The sequence below is a fragment of the Micromonospora sp. A3M-1-15 genome, from assembly GCF_024213425.1.
Taxonomy (GTDB): domain Bacteria; phylum Actinomycetota; class Actinomycetes; order Mycobacteriales; family Micromonosporaceae; genus Micromonospora; species Micromonospora chersina.
Genome location: NZ_JANAVK010000002.1, coordinates 1007321 through 1023932, shown reverse-complemented (window position 1 = coordinate 1023932; position 16612 = coordinate 1007321). Strand labels below are relative to the sequence as shown.

The 16612-nt window shown below is 74.7% G+C and carries 13 protein-coding genes; 7 read left to right on the top strand and 6 right to left on the bottom strand.

The window, feature by feature from the left end:
- The first annotated feature begins 46 nt into the window (after positions 1-46).
- From NLX85_RS14545 to NLX85_RS14530, 4 genes are all read left to right on the top strand, one after another.
- Positions 47-1093, top strand: coding sequence for a carbohydrate ABC transporter permease (locus NLX85_RS14545; RefSeq protein WP_254335304.1), 1047 nt, complete (start codon positions 47-49; stop codon positions 1091-1093).
- Position 1094: 1 nt separating this feature from the next.
- Entirely contained in the window at positions 1095-2054 is a 960-nt protein-coding gene (locus NLX85_RS14540; RefSeq protein WP_254335303.1) for a carbohydrate ABC transporter permease, read from the top strand.
- A 62-nt stretch (positions 2055-2116) separates the two neighbouring features.
- On the top strand, positions 2117-3187 hold the full coding sequence (locus tag NLX85_RS14535; RefSeq protein WP_254335301.1) for a LacI family DNA-binding transcriptional regulator: 1071 nt from the start codon (positions 2117-2119) through the stop codon (positions 3185-3187).
- A gap of 35 nt (positions 3188-3222) precedes the next feature.
- A complete protein-coding gene (locus NLX85_RS14530; RefSeq protein WP_254335576.1) occupies positions 3223-4866 on the top strand; it encodes a glycoside hydrolase family 13 protein in 1644 nt (547 codons plus the stop codon).
- A 67-nt stretch (positions 4867-4933) separates the two neighbouring features.
- On the opposite strand, the gene NLX85_RS14525 is transcribed toward NLX85_RS14530, so the two are convergent.
- From NLX85_RS14525 to xylA, 4 genes are read right to left on the bottom strand one after another with little or no spacing between them, the layout of a single operon-like run.
- Positions 4934-6349 (bottom strand): MFS transporter, encoded by a 1416-nt coding sequence (locus tag NLX85_RS14525; protein WP_254335299.1) that lies wholly within the window; start codon positions 6347-6349, stop codon positions 4934-4936.
- Positions 6350-6402: 53 nt separating this feature from the next.
- Positions 6403-7512, bottom strand: a complete 1110-nt coding sequence (locus NLX85_RS14520; RefSeq protein WP_254335297.1) for a DUF5925 domain-containing protein — start codon at positions 7510-7512, stop codon at positions 6403-6405.
- Positions 7513-7552: 40 nt separating this feature from the next.
- Positions 7553-9004, bottom strand: a complete 1452-nt coding sequence (xylB, locus tag NLX85_RS14515) for a xylulokinase (RefSeq protein WP_254335295.1) — start codon at positions 9002-9004, stop codon at positions 7553-7555.
- Between the two features lie 11 nt (positions 9005-9015).
- The gene (xylA, locus tag NLX85_RS14510; protein ID WP_254335294.1) at positions 9016-10203 is read right to left on the bottom strand and encodes a xylose isomerase; all 1188 of its coding nucleotides are present in this window, start codon (positions 10201-10203) and stop codon (positions 9016-9018) included.
- A gap of 53 nt (positions 10204-10256) precedes the next feature.
- On the opposite strand from xylA, the gene NLX85_RS14505 reads away from it, so the two are divergent.
- Both NLX85_RS14505 and NLX85_RS14500 read left to right on the top strand, forming a co-directional pair.
- Entirely contained in the window at positions 10257-11516 is a 1260-nt protein-coding gene (locus NLX85_RS14505) for an ROK family transcriptional regulator (protein WP_254335290.1), read from the top strand.
- A 131-nt stretch (positions 11517-11647) separates the two neighbouring features.
- Positions 11648-13282: a PP2C family protein-serine/threonine phosphatase gene (locus NLX85_RS14500; protein ID WP_254335288.1), complete on the top strand. Its 1635-nt coding sequence runs from the start codon at positions 11648-11650 to the stop codon at positions 13280-13282.
- An 8-nt stretch (positions 13283-13290) separates the two neighbouring features.
- On the opposite strand, the gene NLX85_RS14495 is transcribed toward NLX85_RS14500, so the two are convergent.
- Complete coding sequence (locus tag NLX85_RS14495) at positions 13291-13815, bottom strand: MarR family winged helix-turn-helix transcriptional regulator (RefSeq protein WP_254335286.1); 525 nt, start codon at positions 13813-13815, stop codon at positions 13291-13293.
- 95 nt (positions 13816-13910) lie between these two features.
- Here NLX85_RS14495 and NLX85_RS14490 point away from each other — a divergent pair, with 95 nt between their 5' ends.
- Positions 13911-15041: a PP2C family protein-serine/threonine phosphatase gene (locus NLX85_RS14490; RefSeq protein ID WP_254335277.1), complete on the top strand. Its 1131-nt coding sequence runs from the start codon at positions 13911-13913 to the stop codon at positions 15039-15041.
- Positions 15042-15063: 22 nt separating this feature from the next.
- Here the strand turns inward: NLX85_RS14490 and NLX85_RS14485 are convergent, their stop codons facing one another.
- Complete coding sequence (locus NLX85_RS14485; RefSeq protein ID WP_254335276.1) at positions 15064-16548, bottom strand: sugar transferase; 1485 nt, start codon at positions 16546-16548, stop codon at positions 15064-15066.
- Between the last annotated feature and the right edge of the window lie 64 nt (positions 16549-16612).

Sequence of the window (16612 nt, the reverse complement as noted above, 5' to 3'; positions counted from 1 at the left end):
CGCGGGCCGGGCCACCGCCCGCAACCGAACCCTTGAGGGAGGGTCGATGGAGTTCGACTTCGCGGCGGAACAGCCGAAGTTCCTCATGCTGATGTACGGGCTGATCGCTTTCGTCGCGGTGGTGGGTGGGCTGCTCCTGCTCCTCGACGTGGTGCCGGCCTGGTTCGACCGCCGCCGGGAGGCGAGGCTGGTCGCGGCCGTGGCGAGCGGCACGCCCCTGCCCCGCCGGCGCAAGCCGCGGGAAGGCCTGTTCGCGCTCTTCTTCCTGCTGCCGACACTGCTGTTCCTCGCCATCGGGCTGGTGGTGCCGGCGATCCGGACCACCCTCCTCTCGTTCATGGACAAGGACAGCAGCAACTGGGTGGGCTTGGCCAACTACACCTGGATGTTCTCCGAGGACTCCATCGTCCGGGTGCTGATCAACAGCCTGATCTGGGTGCTGCTGGTTCCGCTGGTGGCCACCGCGTTCGGCCTGATCTACGCCGTCCTCGTGGACAAGGCCCGCTTCGAGTCGGTGGCCAAGTCCCTGATCTTCCTGCCGATGGCGATCTCGTTCGTCGGCGCCGCCATCATCTGGAAGTTCGTCTACGCCTACCGGGGCGACGGCGACCAGATCGGCCTGCTCAACCAGATCGTCGTGAGCCTCGGCGGCGAGCCCAAGCAGTGGCTCCTGGAGTCGCCGCTGAACACCCTGCTGCTCATCGTGATCATGATCTGGATCCAGGCCGGCTTCGCCATGGTGGTGCTCTCCGCCGCCATCAAGGCCATCCCCGCCGACATCGTCGAGGCGGCCCGCCTCGACGGGGTGTCCCCGTGGCAGATGTTCTGGCAGATCACCATGCCGAGCATCCGGCCGGCGGTGATCGTCGTGGTCGTGACGCTCTCGATCGCCACGCTGAAGGTCTTCGACATCGTCCGGACCGCCACCAACGGCAACTACGACACCAGCGTCATCGCGAACGAGATGTACAACCAGGCGTTCCGCTACGGCGAGCCCGGGCAGGGCTCCGCCCTCGCGGTCTTCCTCTTCGTCCTGGTCATCCCGATCGTGATCTACCAGATCCGCAACCTGCGTCAGCAGCGGGAGGGCTGAGATGACCACCGCCACCCCCACCGTCGGAGCCGGCGTCCAGGCCACCGCGACGCCCGGCCGGGCCGCCCGGGTCCGCAAGCGGCTGAACAGCCGCACCGCCACCCTGGTCTCGATCGTGCTCGCGCTGCTCTGGACGGTCCCGACCTTCGGCCTGTTCATCTCCTCGTTCCGACCCGAGGACCAGATCAAGACCACCGGCTGGTGGACCTTCTTCAGCGACCCGCAGTTCACCCTGGAGAACTACCAGGAGGTGCTGTTCAGCACCGGCTCGTCGGGGCAGCTGGCCAGCTACTTCATCAACTCGCTGGCGATCACCATCCCCTCGGTGCTGTTCCCGATCGCCTTCGCCTCACTGGCCGCGTACGCGCTGGCGTGGATCAACTTCAAGGGCCGGGACTGGGTCTACATCGCGATCTTCGCGATGCAGATCGTGCCGCTGCAGATGGCGCTCGTGCCGCTGCTGAAGTTCTTCTCCACCGGTGTCACGATCGCCGGGATCCAGGTGCTCCCCGCCTGGGATCTGGTCGACGAGCAGAAGTTCGCGCAGGTGTGGTTCGCGCACACCTGCTTCGCGCTCCCGTTCGCCGTCTACCTGCTGCACAACTTCATCTCGCAGCTGCCGGGCGAGCTGATGGAGTCGGCCCGGGTCGACGGGGCCACCCACCCGAAGATCTTCCGGACCATCGTCCTGCCGCTGATCACCCCGGCGCTGGCCGCGATCGGCATCTTCCAGTTCCTCTGGGTCTGGAACGACCTGCTGGTCGCGCTCATCTTCGCCGGGGGCGGCGACGAGACCGCCCCGCTGACCGTCCGGCTCGCCGAGCTGGCCGGCACCCGGGGCAACGAGTGGCAGCGGCTGACGGCCGGCGCGTTCGTGTCGATCGTCGTACCGCTGATCGTGTTCCTGTCCCTCCAGCGCTTCTTCGTGCGGGGCCTGCTCGCCGGCAGCGTCAAGGGCTGATCCGCTGCTCCGCCGCCGCCGGCACCCCGGCGGCGGCGGGCGCGGCTCGGAGCGGGGAACCAATGACGAAGATTGACGATGTCGCCCGCCTGGCCGGGGTCTCCACGGCCACCGTCTCCCGGGCGCTGCGCGGCCTGCCGACGGTCTCGGCCGCGACGCGGCGCCGGGTGCTCGCCGCCGCCGAGCAGCTCCAGTACGCGGTCTCGCCGAGCGCCTCCCGGCTGGCCGGCGGGAAGACCGGCACGGTCGCGGTGGTGGTCCCCCGGATCACCCGGTGGTTCTTCGGCACGGTGGTCGAGGCGGTCGAGGACTACCTCCACCAGAACGGCTACGACCTGCTGCTCTACAACCTCGGCGGGCGGGAGCAGATCCGGCAGCGGGTGCTGCGCCCGGCCAGCCTGCACAAGCGGGTGGACGCGATCATCCTGGTCGCCACCCCGCTGCGCCCGGCCGACCTCTCCGCGCTGACGAAGCTGGCCCTGCCCGGCGTGACGATCAGCTCCGGCAGCGGGGTGCCCGGCTGGCCCTGCGTCCGCATCGACGACGTGGCCGCGGCGCGGACCGCCACCCGGCACCTGCTCGACCTCGGCCACACCCGGATCGCGCACATCTCCGGCGACCCGGACGACGAGCTGGCCTTCACCACCCACCTGGACCGGCGGCGCGGCTACCAGGAGGCGCTGCGCGCGGCCGGGCTCCGGCCCGACCCGAGCCTGGACGTCGAGTCGCAGTTCACCGTTGACGGCGGCACCCGGGCGACCGCCGAGCTGCTGGCCCGGGGCGAGCCGCCGACCGCGATCTTCGCCGCCTGCGACGAGATGGCCATGGGCGCCATGACCGCGCTGCGCGACGCGGGGCTGCGGGTGCCCCAGGACGTCAGCGTGATCGGCATCGACGACCACGACCTGGCCGGGGTGCTCGGGCTGAGCACCATCGCCCAACCGGCCGCCGAGCAGGGGCTCCTGGCCGCCCGGATGCTGCTCGACCCGCTGGGCGGGCGCGTCGCCGACCCGTACGCCGGGCTGGTGCCGGCCCCGCGCGGCCCGGACCCCGACGACGGGTCACCCACCTCGGTGATCCTGCCCACTCGCCTGGTGGTGCGCGAATCGACCGCGCCGCCCCGGGCAAACTGAAACATTCGTCCCGTACGCACGACAGGGAGAAGGCGCTGAACACCGACGCGACGCAGGAGACCCCGGCCACCGGCTGGTGGACCGAGGCCGTCATCTACCAGATCTACCCGCGCTCGTTCGCCGACGCGAACGGCGACGGCATCGGCGACCTCCCCGGCATCACGGCCCGGCTCGGTCACCTCAGCGAGCTGGGCGTCGACGCGATCTGGCTGTCGCCGTTCTACCCGTCACCCCAGGCCGATGCCGGCTACGACGTGGCCGACTACCGGGACGTCGACCCGCTCTTCGGCACCCTGGGCGACGCCGACAAGATGATCGCCGAGGCGAAGGCGCGCGGCCTGCGGGTGATCGTCGACCTGGTGCCCAACCACACCTCGTCGGAGCACCGCTGGTTCCGGGCCGCGGTCGCGGCCGCGCCGGGCAGCCCCGAGCGGCAGCGGTACATCTTCCGCGACGGCAAGGGCCCGCAGGGCGCCGAGCCGCCGAACGACTGGACGAGCGTCTTCGGCGGCCCCGCCTGGACCCGGCTGCCGGACGGCCAGTGGTACCTGCACCTCTTCGACACTGGCCAGCCCGACCTCAACTGGGGCAACCCGGAGGTGCGCGCGGAGTTCCTGGACATCCTCCGGTTCTGGCTCGACCGGGGCGTCGACGGGTTCCGGGTGGACGTGGCGCACGGCCTCATCAAGCAGGCCGACCTGGCCGACTGGCAGGAGCCGCAGGAGATCCTCTCCGGCCAGGACGTGGACAAGCCGCGCCCGCCGATGTGGGACCAGGACGGCGTGCACGAGATCTACCGGGAGTGGCGGCGGCTGCTCGACTCCTACGACGGGGAGCGGATCCTGGTCGCCGAGGCGTGGGTGGAGCCGGCCGAGCGGCTGGCCCGCTACGTGCGGCCGGACGAGATGCACCAGGCGTTCAACTTCGAGTACCTGCTCGCCGCCTGGACCGCTCCCGCCCAGTACGCGGTGATCACCCGCTCGCTGGAGGCGACCGACAGCGTCGGCGCCCCGACCACCTGGGTGCTGTCGAACCACGACGTGGTCCGGCACGCCTCCCGGCTCGGGCTGGCCGTCGGCGGCGGCCGCCCCAACGGCATCGGCATCGGCGACCCGCAGCCCGACGCCGCGCTCGGCCTGCGCCGGGCCCGGGCGGCCAGCCTGCTGATGCTCGCCCTGCCCGGCTCGGCCTACCTCTACCAGGGCGAGGAGCTGGGGCTGCCGGAGCACACGACGCTGCCCGACGAGGCCCGGCAGGACCCGACCTGGGAGCGCAGCCTGCACACCCAGCGCGGCCGGGACGGCTGCCGGGTGCCGATCCCGTGGGAGGCGGACGCCCCGTCGTACGGCTTCGGGCCGACCGACGCGAGCTGGCTCCCCCAGCCGCCGGTCTGGGCCGAGTACGCGCTCGACCGGCAGCGCGGGGTCGACGGCTCCACCTACGAGCTGTACCGGACCGCGCTGCGGCTGCGCCGCGAGCACGGCCTGGCCCGGGGGCCGATGCGCTGGCTCACCTCCGGCGACGAGGTGCTCACCTTCACCAACGGCGGGCTCACCGTGCTCACCAACTTCGGCGCGGACCCGGCGCCGCTGCCGGCCGGCGCCGAGGTGCTGGCGTCGAGCGCCCCGCTGGACGGCGACGCCGTGCCCACCGACGTGACCGTCTGGTTCCGCGCCTGACGCCCGTCCGACATCCCGCAGGAGTGGCCGCCCGCCGCCGGGCGGCCACTCCTGCGGCGTCGGAGGGTCAGATCCGGTCGGCGCGGGCGTGCAGCAGGTCGTGGACCTGGGCGATGTCCCGGGGCGACGTGCGGGCGGCGAGCCAGTACATGACGCCGGTCGGGATGAAGAAGAGCTGGAACGCGGCCAGCCCGACGGCGTAGTTCAGCGGCGGCGGGAAGGCCGCCCGCAGCGCCTGGAAGGCCACCCCGACGAGCCCGTTGCCGGCCGCCCGGCCGACCCCGTTGACCAGGTTGCCGAGGCTGTAGACCGTGCCGCGGTGCTCGGGCGGGTTGACGTCGGCGATCAGCGCGAACCAGTTGGGCGAGTTGGCCGAGGTCAGCGCGAGGGCCAGCACGGCGGTGAGCAGGCTCAGCCCGACCGTCGGCTCGGTGAACACGCTGGCCAGCACCGCCGCGATCACCGCGCCGGAGCTGCCGCCGTCCGGCACGTCGATCCGGATCGGCACGAGGAACAGGACCAGGTAGAACGGCACGGCCGCGAGGATGCCCACCGCCGCGACCAGGGCCCGGCCGCTAGGCGTACGCCGTTGCAGCGCGTCACCGGCCAGGCCGCCCACGATCGACAGGACCCCGCCGAGCTGGAACAGGGTGGCGAAGACGCTGCCCACCACCACGGCGGTGGCCGCCGAGTAGCCCTGCGCCTCCGCCCGCTGGCTGAACAGCACCGGCAACCAGACCAGCGACCCGAACGCCGCCTGCGCGGTCAGCCCCTGGAGGACGAGCCAGCGGTTGGTCCGCCGGGCCAGGATCCGGGGCAGGTCGGCGCGGCCGATCCGGTAGTCGTACTCCCCGCCGGCGTCGAGCGCCGCGGCCAGCTCCGGCTCGCTCTGGCCGCGCCGGATGTCGTACGTGAACAGGTACGCCACGGTGGCGGCCAGGCCGACCACGGTGAGCACGAGGAACGGCCGCCGCCAGTCGGTGGCGCCGAGCAGCCCCCCGGTCAGCGTGCCGGCGAGCGTGCCGACGCCCTGGGACAGGCCCCAGAAGCTCATCACCAGGCCGCGACGGCGGGGCGAGATCAGGTCGGTGACCACGGAGAAGCCGACCGAGCCGACCGCGCCCAGCCCCACCGCGGCGACGAGCTGGGCGACCAGGAAGATCGAGTAGTGCTGGGCGAGGGCGCTGCCCCCGGTGCCGGCCGCCCAGATCAGCGTGCCGACCATGAGCAGCGGCTTGCGGTCGGTCCGGTCCCCGACGTACGCCCAGGCCACCGCGGCGACGGCGCTGACCAGGAAGCTGACCGCGGTGACCAGGCCGAGCAGCCGCTGCGACACGCCCAGCGCGCCGGAGATCGACCCGTACAGCGGCGGAACCAGGCCGATGGCCACGTTGTCCAGCGAGGCGAGGACCACGAACACCACCACGCTGTAGAACCGGTGCGCCGCGTTCCCCCGCCGGGAGACCCTCGTGCCGCTGCTCATGCCGGGCAGCCAATCAGGTGCGGGTCACGGCCGGAACACGGGCCCCCACCCGGTCAGAGGTAGCCGCCGATCTCCACCGGCACCGCGCCGGCCGGCGAGGTCCCGGCGCGCAGCCCGTACAGCTCGGCGAGGGTGGCGCCCTGCGGCGGGACGCCCGCGGAGGTGCCGAGCCAGTCGGCCGCCTCGGCGTGCGACAGCGGGCCCACCTCGATCCGGGCCAGGCAGCGCCCGGGCCGGGTCACCGCCGGGTGCAGCCGGGAGAGGTCCTCGTTGGTGGTGATCGCCACCAGCACGTTGCGCCCCTGGCCGAGCAGCCCGTCGGTCAGGTTCAGCAGCCGGGACAGCGCCTGCCCGGTCGCCTGCCGGGCCTCCCCCCGGATCAGCTCGTCGCAGTCCTCCAGGATCAGCAGCCGCCAGCGACGGGCCTCCTCGCCGTCGTCGTCCTCCTCGTGCTCCCCCACCGCCACCTCGGCGAGATAGGCGGGATCGCCGAAGAGCACCTCCGGGTCGAGGACGCAGTCCGCCTGGCACCACTCGCGCCACTCGCGGGCGAGCGCGCGCAGCGCCGTGGTCTTCCCGGTGCCCGGCGGCCCGTGCATGAGCAGCAGCCGACCGGCGACCGTCTCGGGCGTGGCCACCATGAGGGCGTCCAGCCGGGCCGCCGCCGCGGCCGGATAGTTGGCCCGGATGTCGGCCCAGGTCGGCGTGGTGATCCGCCGGGTGTCGCGCTGGGCTCCCCGGCGGGCGTTCTGGTGCCAGAAGCCCATCGGGCCGGTGTCCCGTCGCGCCGGCTCGGCCCCGCCCGTGACGATCTCGTCCAGGACGGCCGCGCCGGTCGCCTCGTCGACGGCGGTGACCGTCACCTCCGCGCCCCGGCCGCGCCAGCTCACCACCCGCACCGTCCAGCCGTCGCCACCGGCGAGCCGGGCCACCCGGTTGCGCTCGATGGCCGTCCGGGTCAGCGCCGCCCGCTCGGGCACCAGCCGCGCCCCGGCACGGACCTTGGCCAGCCGGACCGTCCGGGCCCAGGGGTGGCGGCCGGTGACGAAGTCGGTCAGCAGCAGCGTGTCGATGACGTCGCCCGGGCTGTCGACGTCGTCGTACTGGAAGACGGGCAGCGGGCCGGGCCGGGCGGCGTCTCCGGGCGGGGAAGGTGGCGGCACGCCACGATGATCCCCGCCGGTCGGCCGCCCGGCATCCGGTTTATCCCCGGTCCACGACCCGGTCCCGGGCGAGGGCGTAGCGCTCGCGGATGGCGGGGACGCCCGGCGACGCGTACTCCTCGGTGTCCCCGACCGACCAGGTGGGCGGCGCGGCCCCACCGAGGGCGACCCAGGCGGCCTGGCGGGCGGCGCCGTCGGCGACGTACTCCCCGGGCGGGGGCACGACCACGGGCCGGCCGAAGACCTGCGGGGCGATCCGCCGGACCGCCGCGGAGCGGGCCCCACCGCCGACCAGGATGATCCGGTCGGCGCGGGCGCCCTGCGCGGTCAGCGCGTCGAGGCCGTCGGCGAGCGCGCAGAGCATGCCCTCGACGGCGGCCCGGGCCAGATGGGAGGGCGTCGAGGTGCCCAGGGTCAGGCCGTGCAGCGCGCCGGTGGCCGTGGGCCGGTCCGGGGTCCGCTCGCCCTCCAGGTACGGCACCATGACCAGCCCGTCGGCGCCGGGCGGGGCGGCCAGGGCCAGCTCGCTCAACGTGGCCAGGTCGACGCCGAGCAGCGTCGCGGCGGCGTCGAGCACGCGGGCCGCGTTGAGCGTGCAGACCAGCGGCAGGAACCGGCCGGTGGCGTCGGCGAAACCGGCCACCGCCCCGGACGGGTCGGCGGCGGGCGTGTCGGCGACCGCGAAGACGGTGCCCGAGGTGCCGATCGAGACGACCACGTCGCCCGGGCCGGCCCCGGCGCCGAGCGCGGCGGCGGCGTTGTCCCCGGTGCCCGGACCCAGCAGCACCGGGTCGCCGGCGCCGGACACGCCCGGCCCGCCGCCGAGCGCCGCCGGGTCCAGGTGCCCGGCCACCTCGGCCGGGCCGAGCACGACCGGCACCCGCAGCCGCCGCCCGAAGGCGCGTTCCAGCAGGTCGAGGCGGTATTCGCCGGTGCGCGGCGACCAGTAGCCGGTGCCGCTGGCGTCGCCCCGGTCGGTGCGCAGCGCGGCCAGGCCGGGGGCGCCGGCCAGCCGCCAGGTGAGCCAGTCGTGCGGCAGGCAGACAGCGGCCACCCGCTCGGCGTTGGCCGGCTCGTGCCGGGCCAGCCAGCGCAGCTTGGTGGCGGTGAAGCTGGCCACCGGCACGGCGCCCGTCGCGTCGGCCCAGAACCGGCGGCCGACCTCCCCGCCGCCGGCCTCCTCGACCAGCTCCCGCGCGGCGTCGGCGGAGCGGGTGTCGTTCCAGAGCAGCGCCGGGCGGACCACCTGCCCCGCCTCGTCCAGGCAGACCATGCCGTGCTGCTGGCCGCCGACCGCGACGGCGGCCACGTCGGCCAGCCCGCCGGCCTCGGCGACGGCCGCCCGCAGGGCGTCCCACCAGGCGTGCGGGTCGACCTCGGTGCCCTCGGGGTGCGGCGCGCGGCCCTGCCGGACCAGCGCGCCGGTCTCCGCGTCCCGGACCACCACCTTGCAGGACTGGGTCGACGAGTCGACCCCGGCGACGAGCGGCATGGCGGGCCGCCTCAGCGCGCGCCGAGCAGGTGCTCGACGGCGAGCTGGTTGAGCCGGACGAAGCCGAAGCCCTTCGCACCGACCGCGTCCGGGTCGAACTCCTCGAACGCCGAGCGGTCGGCGAGCAGGTCGGCGTAGCCCTCGCCCGGGTTCAGGGTCGGGGTGGCCAGCTCGGCCACCTTGCTGGCGGCCAGGGCCTCGGCCACCTCCGGGTCGGCCCGGAACGCCGCGGCCCGCTCCTTGAGCAACAGGTAGGTGCGCATGTTCGCCGCCGCCGACGCCCACACCCCGGTCATGTCCTCGGTCCGGGAGGGCTTGTAGTCGAAGTGCCGCGGCCCGTCGTACGCGGGGCCGCCGTTCGGCCCGCCGTTCTCCAGCAGGTCCACCAGGGCGAACGCGTTGAGCAGGTCGCCGTGGCCGAAGACGAGGTCCTGGTCGTACTTGATGCCGCGCTGGCCGTTGAGGTCGATGTGGAACAGCTTGCCCTGCCAGAGCGCCTGGGCGATGCCGTGCGCGAAGTTCAGTCCGGCCATCTGCTCGTGGCCGACCTCCGGGTTCAGCCCGACCAGCTCCGGGCGGGCCAGGGTGGAGATGAACGCCAGCGCGTGCCCGACGGTCGGCAGCAGGATGTCGCCGCGCGGCTCGTTCGGCTTCGGCTCCAGGGCGAAGCGCAGGTCGTAGCCGCGGTCGACGACGTACTGGCAGAGCAGGTCGACCGCCTCGCGGTAGCGGTCCAGCGCGGCGCGGACGTCCTTGGCCACGTCGTACTCGGCGCCCTCCCGGCCGCCCCACATGACGAAGGTGCGGGCGCCCAGTTCGGCGGCGAGGTCGACGTTGCGCAGCACCTTGCGCAGCGCGTACCGGCGGATGTCCCGGTCGTTGCTCGTGAAGCCGCCGTCCTTGAAGACCGGGTGGTTGAAGAGGTTTGTGGTGACCATCGGCACGACGAGGCCGGTCTCGTCGAGGGCCTTGCGGAACCGGGCGATGTGCTGGTCGCGGGTGGCGGCGTCCGCGCCGAAGGGGACCAGGTCGTCGTCGTGGAAGGTGATCCCGTACGCCCCGAGCTCGGCGAGCCGGTGCACGGCCTCGACGGCGTCCAGGGCGGGCCGGGTGGCGTCCCCGAACGGGTCGCGGGCCGGCCAGCCCACCGTCCAGAGACCGAAGGAGAACTTGTCGGCGGGGGTGGGACTGGGTGCCATGGGGGACCTCCGGGTGGTGGCGTCGTCCGCAATTTGTTCAGTGGTTGAATTAAATGGCGGTCGTGTGGCAGTGTCAAGCGGTGAACAGCACCAGCAGCGCCGGGGCGGTCCGGCAGGGCAGCCTCCGCGAGCTCAACCTCGCGGTCGTGCTCCGACGGATCGCCGCCGCCGACCGGCCACCGTCCCGGGCCGAGATCGCCGCCGGCACCGGCCTGACCCGGGCCACCGTGTCCGCCGTGGTCGACGACCTGATCGCCGGCCGGCTGGTGGCCGAGGCGGAGCCCGCGCCGCGTACCGGAGCCGGCCGGCCCGCCCGCGGCCTGGTACTGGCCGGGGACGGCCCGGCCGGGCTCGGCCTGGAGGTGAACGTCGACTACCTGGCCGCCTGCGTGGTCGATCTGACCGGGACGGTCCGGCACCACCTGGTGCGCCGCGCCGACCTGCGCCCGGTGCCCCCCGCCGACGCCCTGGACCGGCTCGCCGCGCTGGCCGCCGAGGCCCGCGCCGCCGCCGTCCGCGACGGGCTGACCGTGGCCGGCGCGGCGCTCGCCGTCCCGGGCCTGGTCGGCGACGGCGGCCTGGTCCGGCTCGCGCCCAACCTCGGCTGGCGCGACGTCGACGTGCCCGCCCTGCTCGCCGGGCACCCCCTCGCCGCGCCGGTCGACGGGATCCCCCCGCTGGTGGTCGACAACGAGGCCAACCTGGCCGCCCTCGGCGAACTGCACGCCGGCCCGCCCGGCTCGGCCAGCTTCCTGCACATCACCGGCGAGATCGGCATCGGCGCGGGCATCGTGCTCGACGGGGTGCTCTACCGGGGCGCGCGCGGCTGGAGCGGCGAGATCGGTCACATCCCGGTCCAGCCGCAGGGGCGGCCGTGCCGCTGCGGCGGCCAGGGCTGCCTGGAGCGCTACGCGGGCCAGGAGGCGATCCTGGCCGCCGCCGGCCTGGCCGGCGCGGACCTCCCGGCGGACACCGCCGCCACCCGGCTGGCCGACCTGGCCGGGGCGGGCGACCCGGCCGCCCTGGCCGCGCTGGCGGACGCCGGGACGGCCCTCGGGGTGGCCGTGGCGGGCGTGGTGAACCTGCTCGACCTGGACACCGTGGTGCTCGGCGGCGGATACGCCCCACTGGCCCCCTGGCTGCGCCCGCCGGTGGTCGCGGAGATCTCCCGGCGGGTGCTCACCGCCGCCTGGTCGCCGGTGACGGTGCGCCCCGCGGCGCTCGGGGCGCGGTCGGCGGCGGTCGGCGGGGCGGCCTCGGTGATCCGCCGGATCGTCGAGCGGCCGGTCGGCTGGCTGGCCCGCTCCGGGTGACCCCGGCCCTCCTCGATGGGCGTTCGACAGCCCCGCTCGGTACGCTTGCCGCCAGGCAACCGACCCGCAACCGAGGAGTGCACCGACAGCATGCGCACAGGTCGACTGACCGAAGCGCCCGGCCACCGGCGGTGACGACCGCCCGACGGGGTGGGGTCGCCGGCGAGGAGCAGACCTCCCCGGGGACCGTGGAGCAGGCCGACGACCGGCTCGCCCGCGAGCTGCTGGACGGGCTCGCCGAGGCCGTCGTGACCACCGACGGGGCCGGCGTGGTGACCCTGGTCAACGCGATGGCCGCGGAACTCCTCCCCGAACTCTCCCCCGGCGTCAACCTGGCCGCCTGCCCCGTGCCCGCGCTGGCCGGCGCGGTCCGGGACGGCGCCGGGACCTTCGACACCGAGCACCACGGCCGGCGGCTGCACGGCGTCCGCCGTGGCCTGGCCGGCGGCCACTGCGCCTGGTACGTGCGGGACGCCACCGAGGAGCAGGCACGCACCGAGGCGCTGGCGGCCGAACGGTCCCGGACCGCGTTCCTGGCCCGGGCCGGCAGCCGGCTCGGGCTGTCCCTGCACCGGGACCAGACGCTGCACGCCGCCGTGACCCTGCCCGTGCCCTACCTGGCCGACGCCGCCGTGGTCGTGCACCGGCCGGCCCCGCCCGCCGAGGACGAGCCCCACTGGGTTCGGTATTCCACCGACGACCCCGGCCCGGCCACCGGCATCGCCGGGTGGCGGGCCGCCGAGTCGGTGCCCGGGCTGATCGAGGCGCTCGCGGGGGAACCCACCGAACCCAGCCCCTGGCTCGACGCCGAGCTGGCCGACCTGGGCGAGGTGCTGCCCGCGGGGTTCGGCCGGCCCGGCACCGTGCTGATCAGCCCGATGCGCAGCGCCGGCGGGCCGGCCGGCGCCCTGATCCTGGTCCGCCGGCCCGAGCGGACGGGCTTCGACCCGCGGGAGACCGAGCTGGCCCGGGAGTTCGCCGCGCGGGCGGGGGCGGCGCTGGCCGCCGCCGAGCTCTACGGCGAGCAGGCCCACCTGGCCCGTGTGCTCCAGAACAGCCTCCTCCCGCCGGACCTGCCGCCGCTGCGCGGGATGACGCTGGCCGGCGGCTACCGGGCCGCCGGGGACGGCCTGCGCATCGGCGGTGACTTCTACGACCTCTTCCCCACCGCCGACGGCGGCCTCTTCGCGCTCGGCGACGTCTGCGGCAAGGGCGTCGGCGCGGCCGTGCTGACCGGGCGGGTACGGCAGTCGTTGCAGACCCTGCGGCTGGTCGAGCAGCGCCCGCGGGAACTCATGGTGCTGCTCAACCGCGCGCTGCTGGACGCCCCCGACGCGGCTCGCCGGGCCCAGTTCACCACCCTCCTGCTGGGCACCCTCAGCCGCGAGCCGGCCGGCGGGCTGCTGGTCCGGGTGGCCGGCGGCGGGCACCCGGCCCCGCTCGTGCTCCGGACCGACGGCCGGGTCGAGCCGGTCACCGTCGGCGGCATGCCGGTCGGCGCGCTGAGCGCGGCACGCTTCGTCGAGGCGAAGGCACGCCTCGCCCCCGGCGACCTGCTGGTCGCCTACACCGACGGGGTGACCGAGGCCCGGGGTGGCCCCACCGAGCTGGAGATGTTCGGCGACGCCCGGCTGCGGCAGGCGCTCGCCGCCGGGGCCGGCCTGCCGCCGGCCGCGCTGATCGACCGGCTGCTCCAGCTCGTCGACGAGTGGCTCGACGGCCAGGTGCACGACGACATCGCCATGCTGGTCGTGGCGGCGGGCTGACCGGCCGGTCAGGCGGTGCGGGCCACCGGCGGCTCGCCCGGTGACTCCGGCCCGGTCAGCGGGTCGCCGATCCGCTCCCCCGAGGGCTGGAGCACCGGCCAGCCCTCCGCCGGGGCGGCCTCCCCGCGCCGGCCGACCTCGTCGAACTCACGCATCCCGCGCAGCAGCGCGGCACGCCCCTCCGCGCTCATCCCGGCCAGGATCCGGTCCAGCCGGTGGCGCCGGTCGGCACGCAGCTCGGCGAGGAGCCGGGTGGCCGTCGGGGTGAGGTGCAGGGCGATCTCCCGGCGGTCGTACCGGCCCGGCTCGCGCTCCAGCATCCCGGCCGCCACCAGCCGGTCGCAGAGCCGGCTGGCGGAGGAGAGCAGCATGTCGGTCAGGGTGGCGAGGCGGCGGAGGTTGATCCCGTCGTACTGCTCGACCACCATGACCGCACGTAACTGGGCGCCGGAGAGCCGACTGGTGGTCCGCTCCCGAGCCGCCTCCCAGACAGCCAGCAGGGTGCCCGCCGCCTCGTCCAGGGCAGCGGCCATACTCAGATCAGGTCCCTCGGGACCGCGTTCTTCGGCCATGGTGCGCCCGAGACTACCCGGCTCATCAGGCCGGCGACCTGTGCAAAGGAGCAAAGATGAGCGGACCGGTGGATCGGGCGCGGCGGAGCCTCACCGAGGCGCCGACGGACCAGCTCGTCGACCGGCTCGCCGCCGAGCTGGAACAGTCGTACGGGATCACCCGCACCGAGCTGTACCAGGTCGACTACCGACTGGCCGCGCTGCTGCCGCTGTCCGGAGGTGAGCCGATCGTCACTCCCGGGCATCCGGCGTGGCGGTGCTTCGACCACCAGGAGCCGATCGTCTCGGAGGGCACCGGCTGGTTCCCGGTGGGGATGCGCGGCGAGCGGCGCGGGGTGCTGCGGCTCTCGCCGGTGCCCGCGGACCCGGCCGACCTGGGCGCGCTGGACGCCGTCGCCACCGCGCTCGGCCACGAGCTGGCCGCCGTGGCGGCCACCACCGACATCTACCTGACCGCCCGGCGCAGCCGGCGGCTCACCCTGGCCGCCGAGATGCAGTGGGAGCTGCTGCCGGGCCGCAGCCGGATCCGCCCCTCGTTCAGCCTGGCCGGCCAGCTGGAGCCGGCGTACGCGGTGCGCGGCGACGGTTTCGACTGGTCCGACGACGGCCACCGGCTGTGGCTCTCGGTCGTCAACGGCTCGGGTGAGGGGGTCGCCGCCTCCATGCTCACCTCGCTGGCCACCCACGCGCTGCGCAACGCCCGCCGCGCCCGGCTGGGGCTGGCCGACCAGGCCGCCCTGGCCGACCAGGCGATCTACGCGCTGCACCGGGGCGAGCAGCACCTCTCCGCGCTGCTGCTGGCGCTGGACCTGGCCACCGGGACGCTCACCGTGGTCGACGCCGGCTCACCCCGCCTGGTGCTGCTGCGCGACGGCGAGGTAACCGAGCAGGTCCTGGACAAGCAGTTCCCGCTCGGCATGTTCGAGGGCACCGACTACCGGGAGCAGCAGTTCCAGCTGCAGCGGGGCGACCGGCTCTTCGTGGTGAGCGACGGGGTGATCGACGCCACCTCCGAGCGGATCCGCTACGGCGAGACCGCGCTGGACCGCTTCCTGCGGCGGACGGGCCCGATGGAGCCGCTGGACGCGGTCCGGTCGCTGATCGGCGACCTGCGCGCCTTCGTGGCCGGCGACCTGGTCGACGACGCGGTCGTGGTCTGCCTGGACTGGCTCGGCCCGCAGCCCTGACCCGCCCCGGCCGGCCGCCGGCTCAGTAGGCGCCGCGGCTGTTGACCACCGCGCCGAAGGTCTTCCAGAGGATGGTCAGGTCGGCGGCGAGCGACCAGTTCTCCACGTAGTAGAGGTCCAGCCGGATGCCGTCCTCCCAGCTCAGGTCGGAACGACCGCTGACCTGCCACAGGCCGGTCATGCCGGGCTTCACCAGCAGCCGGCGGGCCACGTCGCCGTCGTACCGGGCCACCTCGGAGGGCAGTGGCGGGCGGGGGCCGACCAGGCTCATCTGGCCGAGCAGCACGTTCGCGAGCTGGGGCAGCTCGTCCAGGGACCACTTGCGCAGCAGCCGGCCGACCCGGGTCACCCGGGGGTCGTCGCGCATCTTGAACATCAGGCCGTCGGTCTCGTTGCGCGCGGCCAGCTCGGCGAGGAGGGCGTCGGCGTTGATCACCATGGTGCGGAACTTGAAGACGCCGAATTCCTCGCCGCCCTGGCCGACCCGGGTCTGGCGGAACAGCACCGGGCCGCGGCTGTCCAGCTTGATGGCGAGCGCGATCACCGCCAGCAGGGGGGCCAGCAGGAGCAGGGCGATCAGCGAGATCGAGCGGTCGACCAGCCCCTTGACCAGCTTGCGGGCGCCCCGGAACTCGGGCGCCTCGACGTGGATCAGCGGCAGGCCGGCGACCGGCCGGGTGTGGATGCGCGGGCCGGCGACGTCGGTCAGCGCCGGCGCCACCACCAGCTCGACCCCGGTGCCCTCCAGCTGCCAGCCCAGCCGGCGCAGCCGGGTCGCGGTGAGCTCACCCGAGGCGGTGACCGCCACGGTGTCCGCGCCGATCGCGGTGGCCGCCTCGGGGATGCCCCGGAACGAGCCGACCACCGGCACGTCGCCCAGCCGCTGCGGCACCGGGGCGAGCAGCGCGTCGGGGATGCAGGCGCCGACCACCTGGTAGCCGGCGTACGGCTCGCGACGCAGGGTGTGCACCAGCTCCAGCACGTGCGCGGTGTCGCCGACCACCAGCACCTTGCGGGACCAGCCGGCGCCCCGGTCGCGGGCGCGGTGCAGCCGCTTGCGGGCGGCGAACCGGGCCACCTCCAGGCCGACCGTGCCGACCGCGAAGGAGATGGCCAGGAAGCCCCGGGAGACCCCGACGTCGGCGATGTAGCCGGCGATGGCGATGCCGCCGGCCAGCCGCAGGCTCGCCGCGTTGACCCGCCGGTACTCGTCGGCGCCGTAGCCGAGCACCTGGTCGTCGTAGCAGCGCATCGCCTTGAGCGAGACCAGCCAGACCAGCAGCAGGGCGGGCGCGACCACCACGTACGGGATCTCCGAGCCGCTCGGCTGCTCGTCGCCGAACCGGGCCACGTAGCCGATCAGGATGGCCACGGCCAGCACGGCGGTGTCCAGCACCACGAGCAGCCGGATGTAGGCCCGCTCCGCCGCGCGGGTCGCCGGACCGGGGCGGTCGCCACCCGGTCGCGACGACTTGCTGGCGGGGGTCAACAGCGTCGCCGAGGTCACCGGCCCTCCCCACTTCGCTCAGGACGACCCCGCGCCGCGCGTTCCCGGTGGGGAGGCCGCGGTT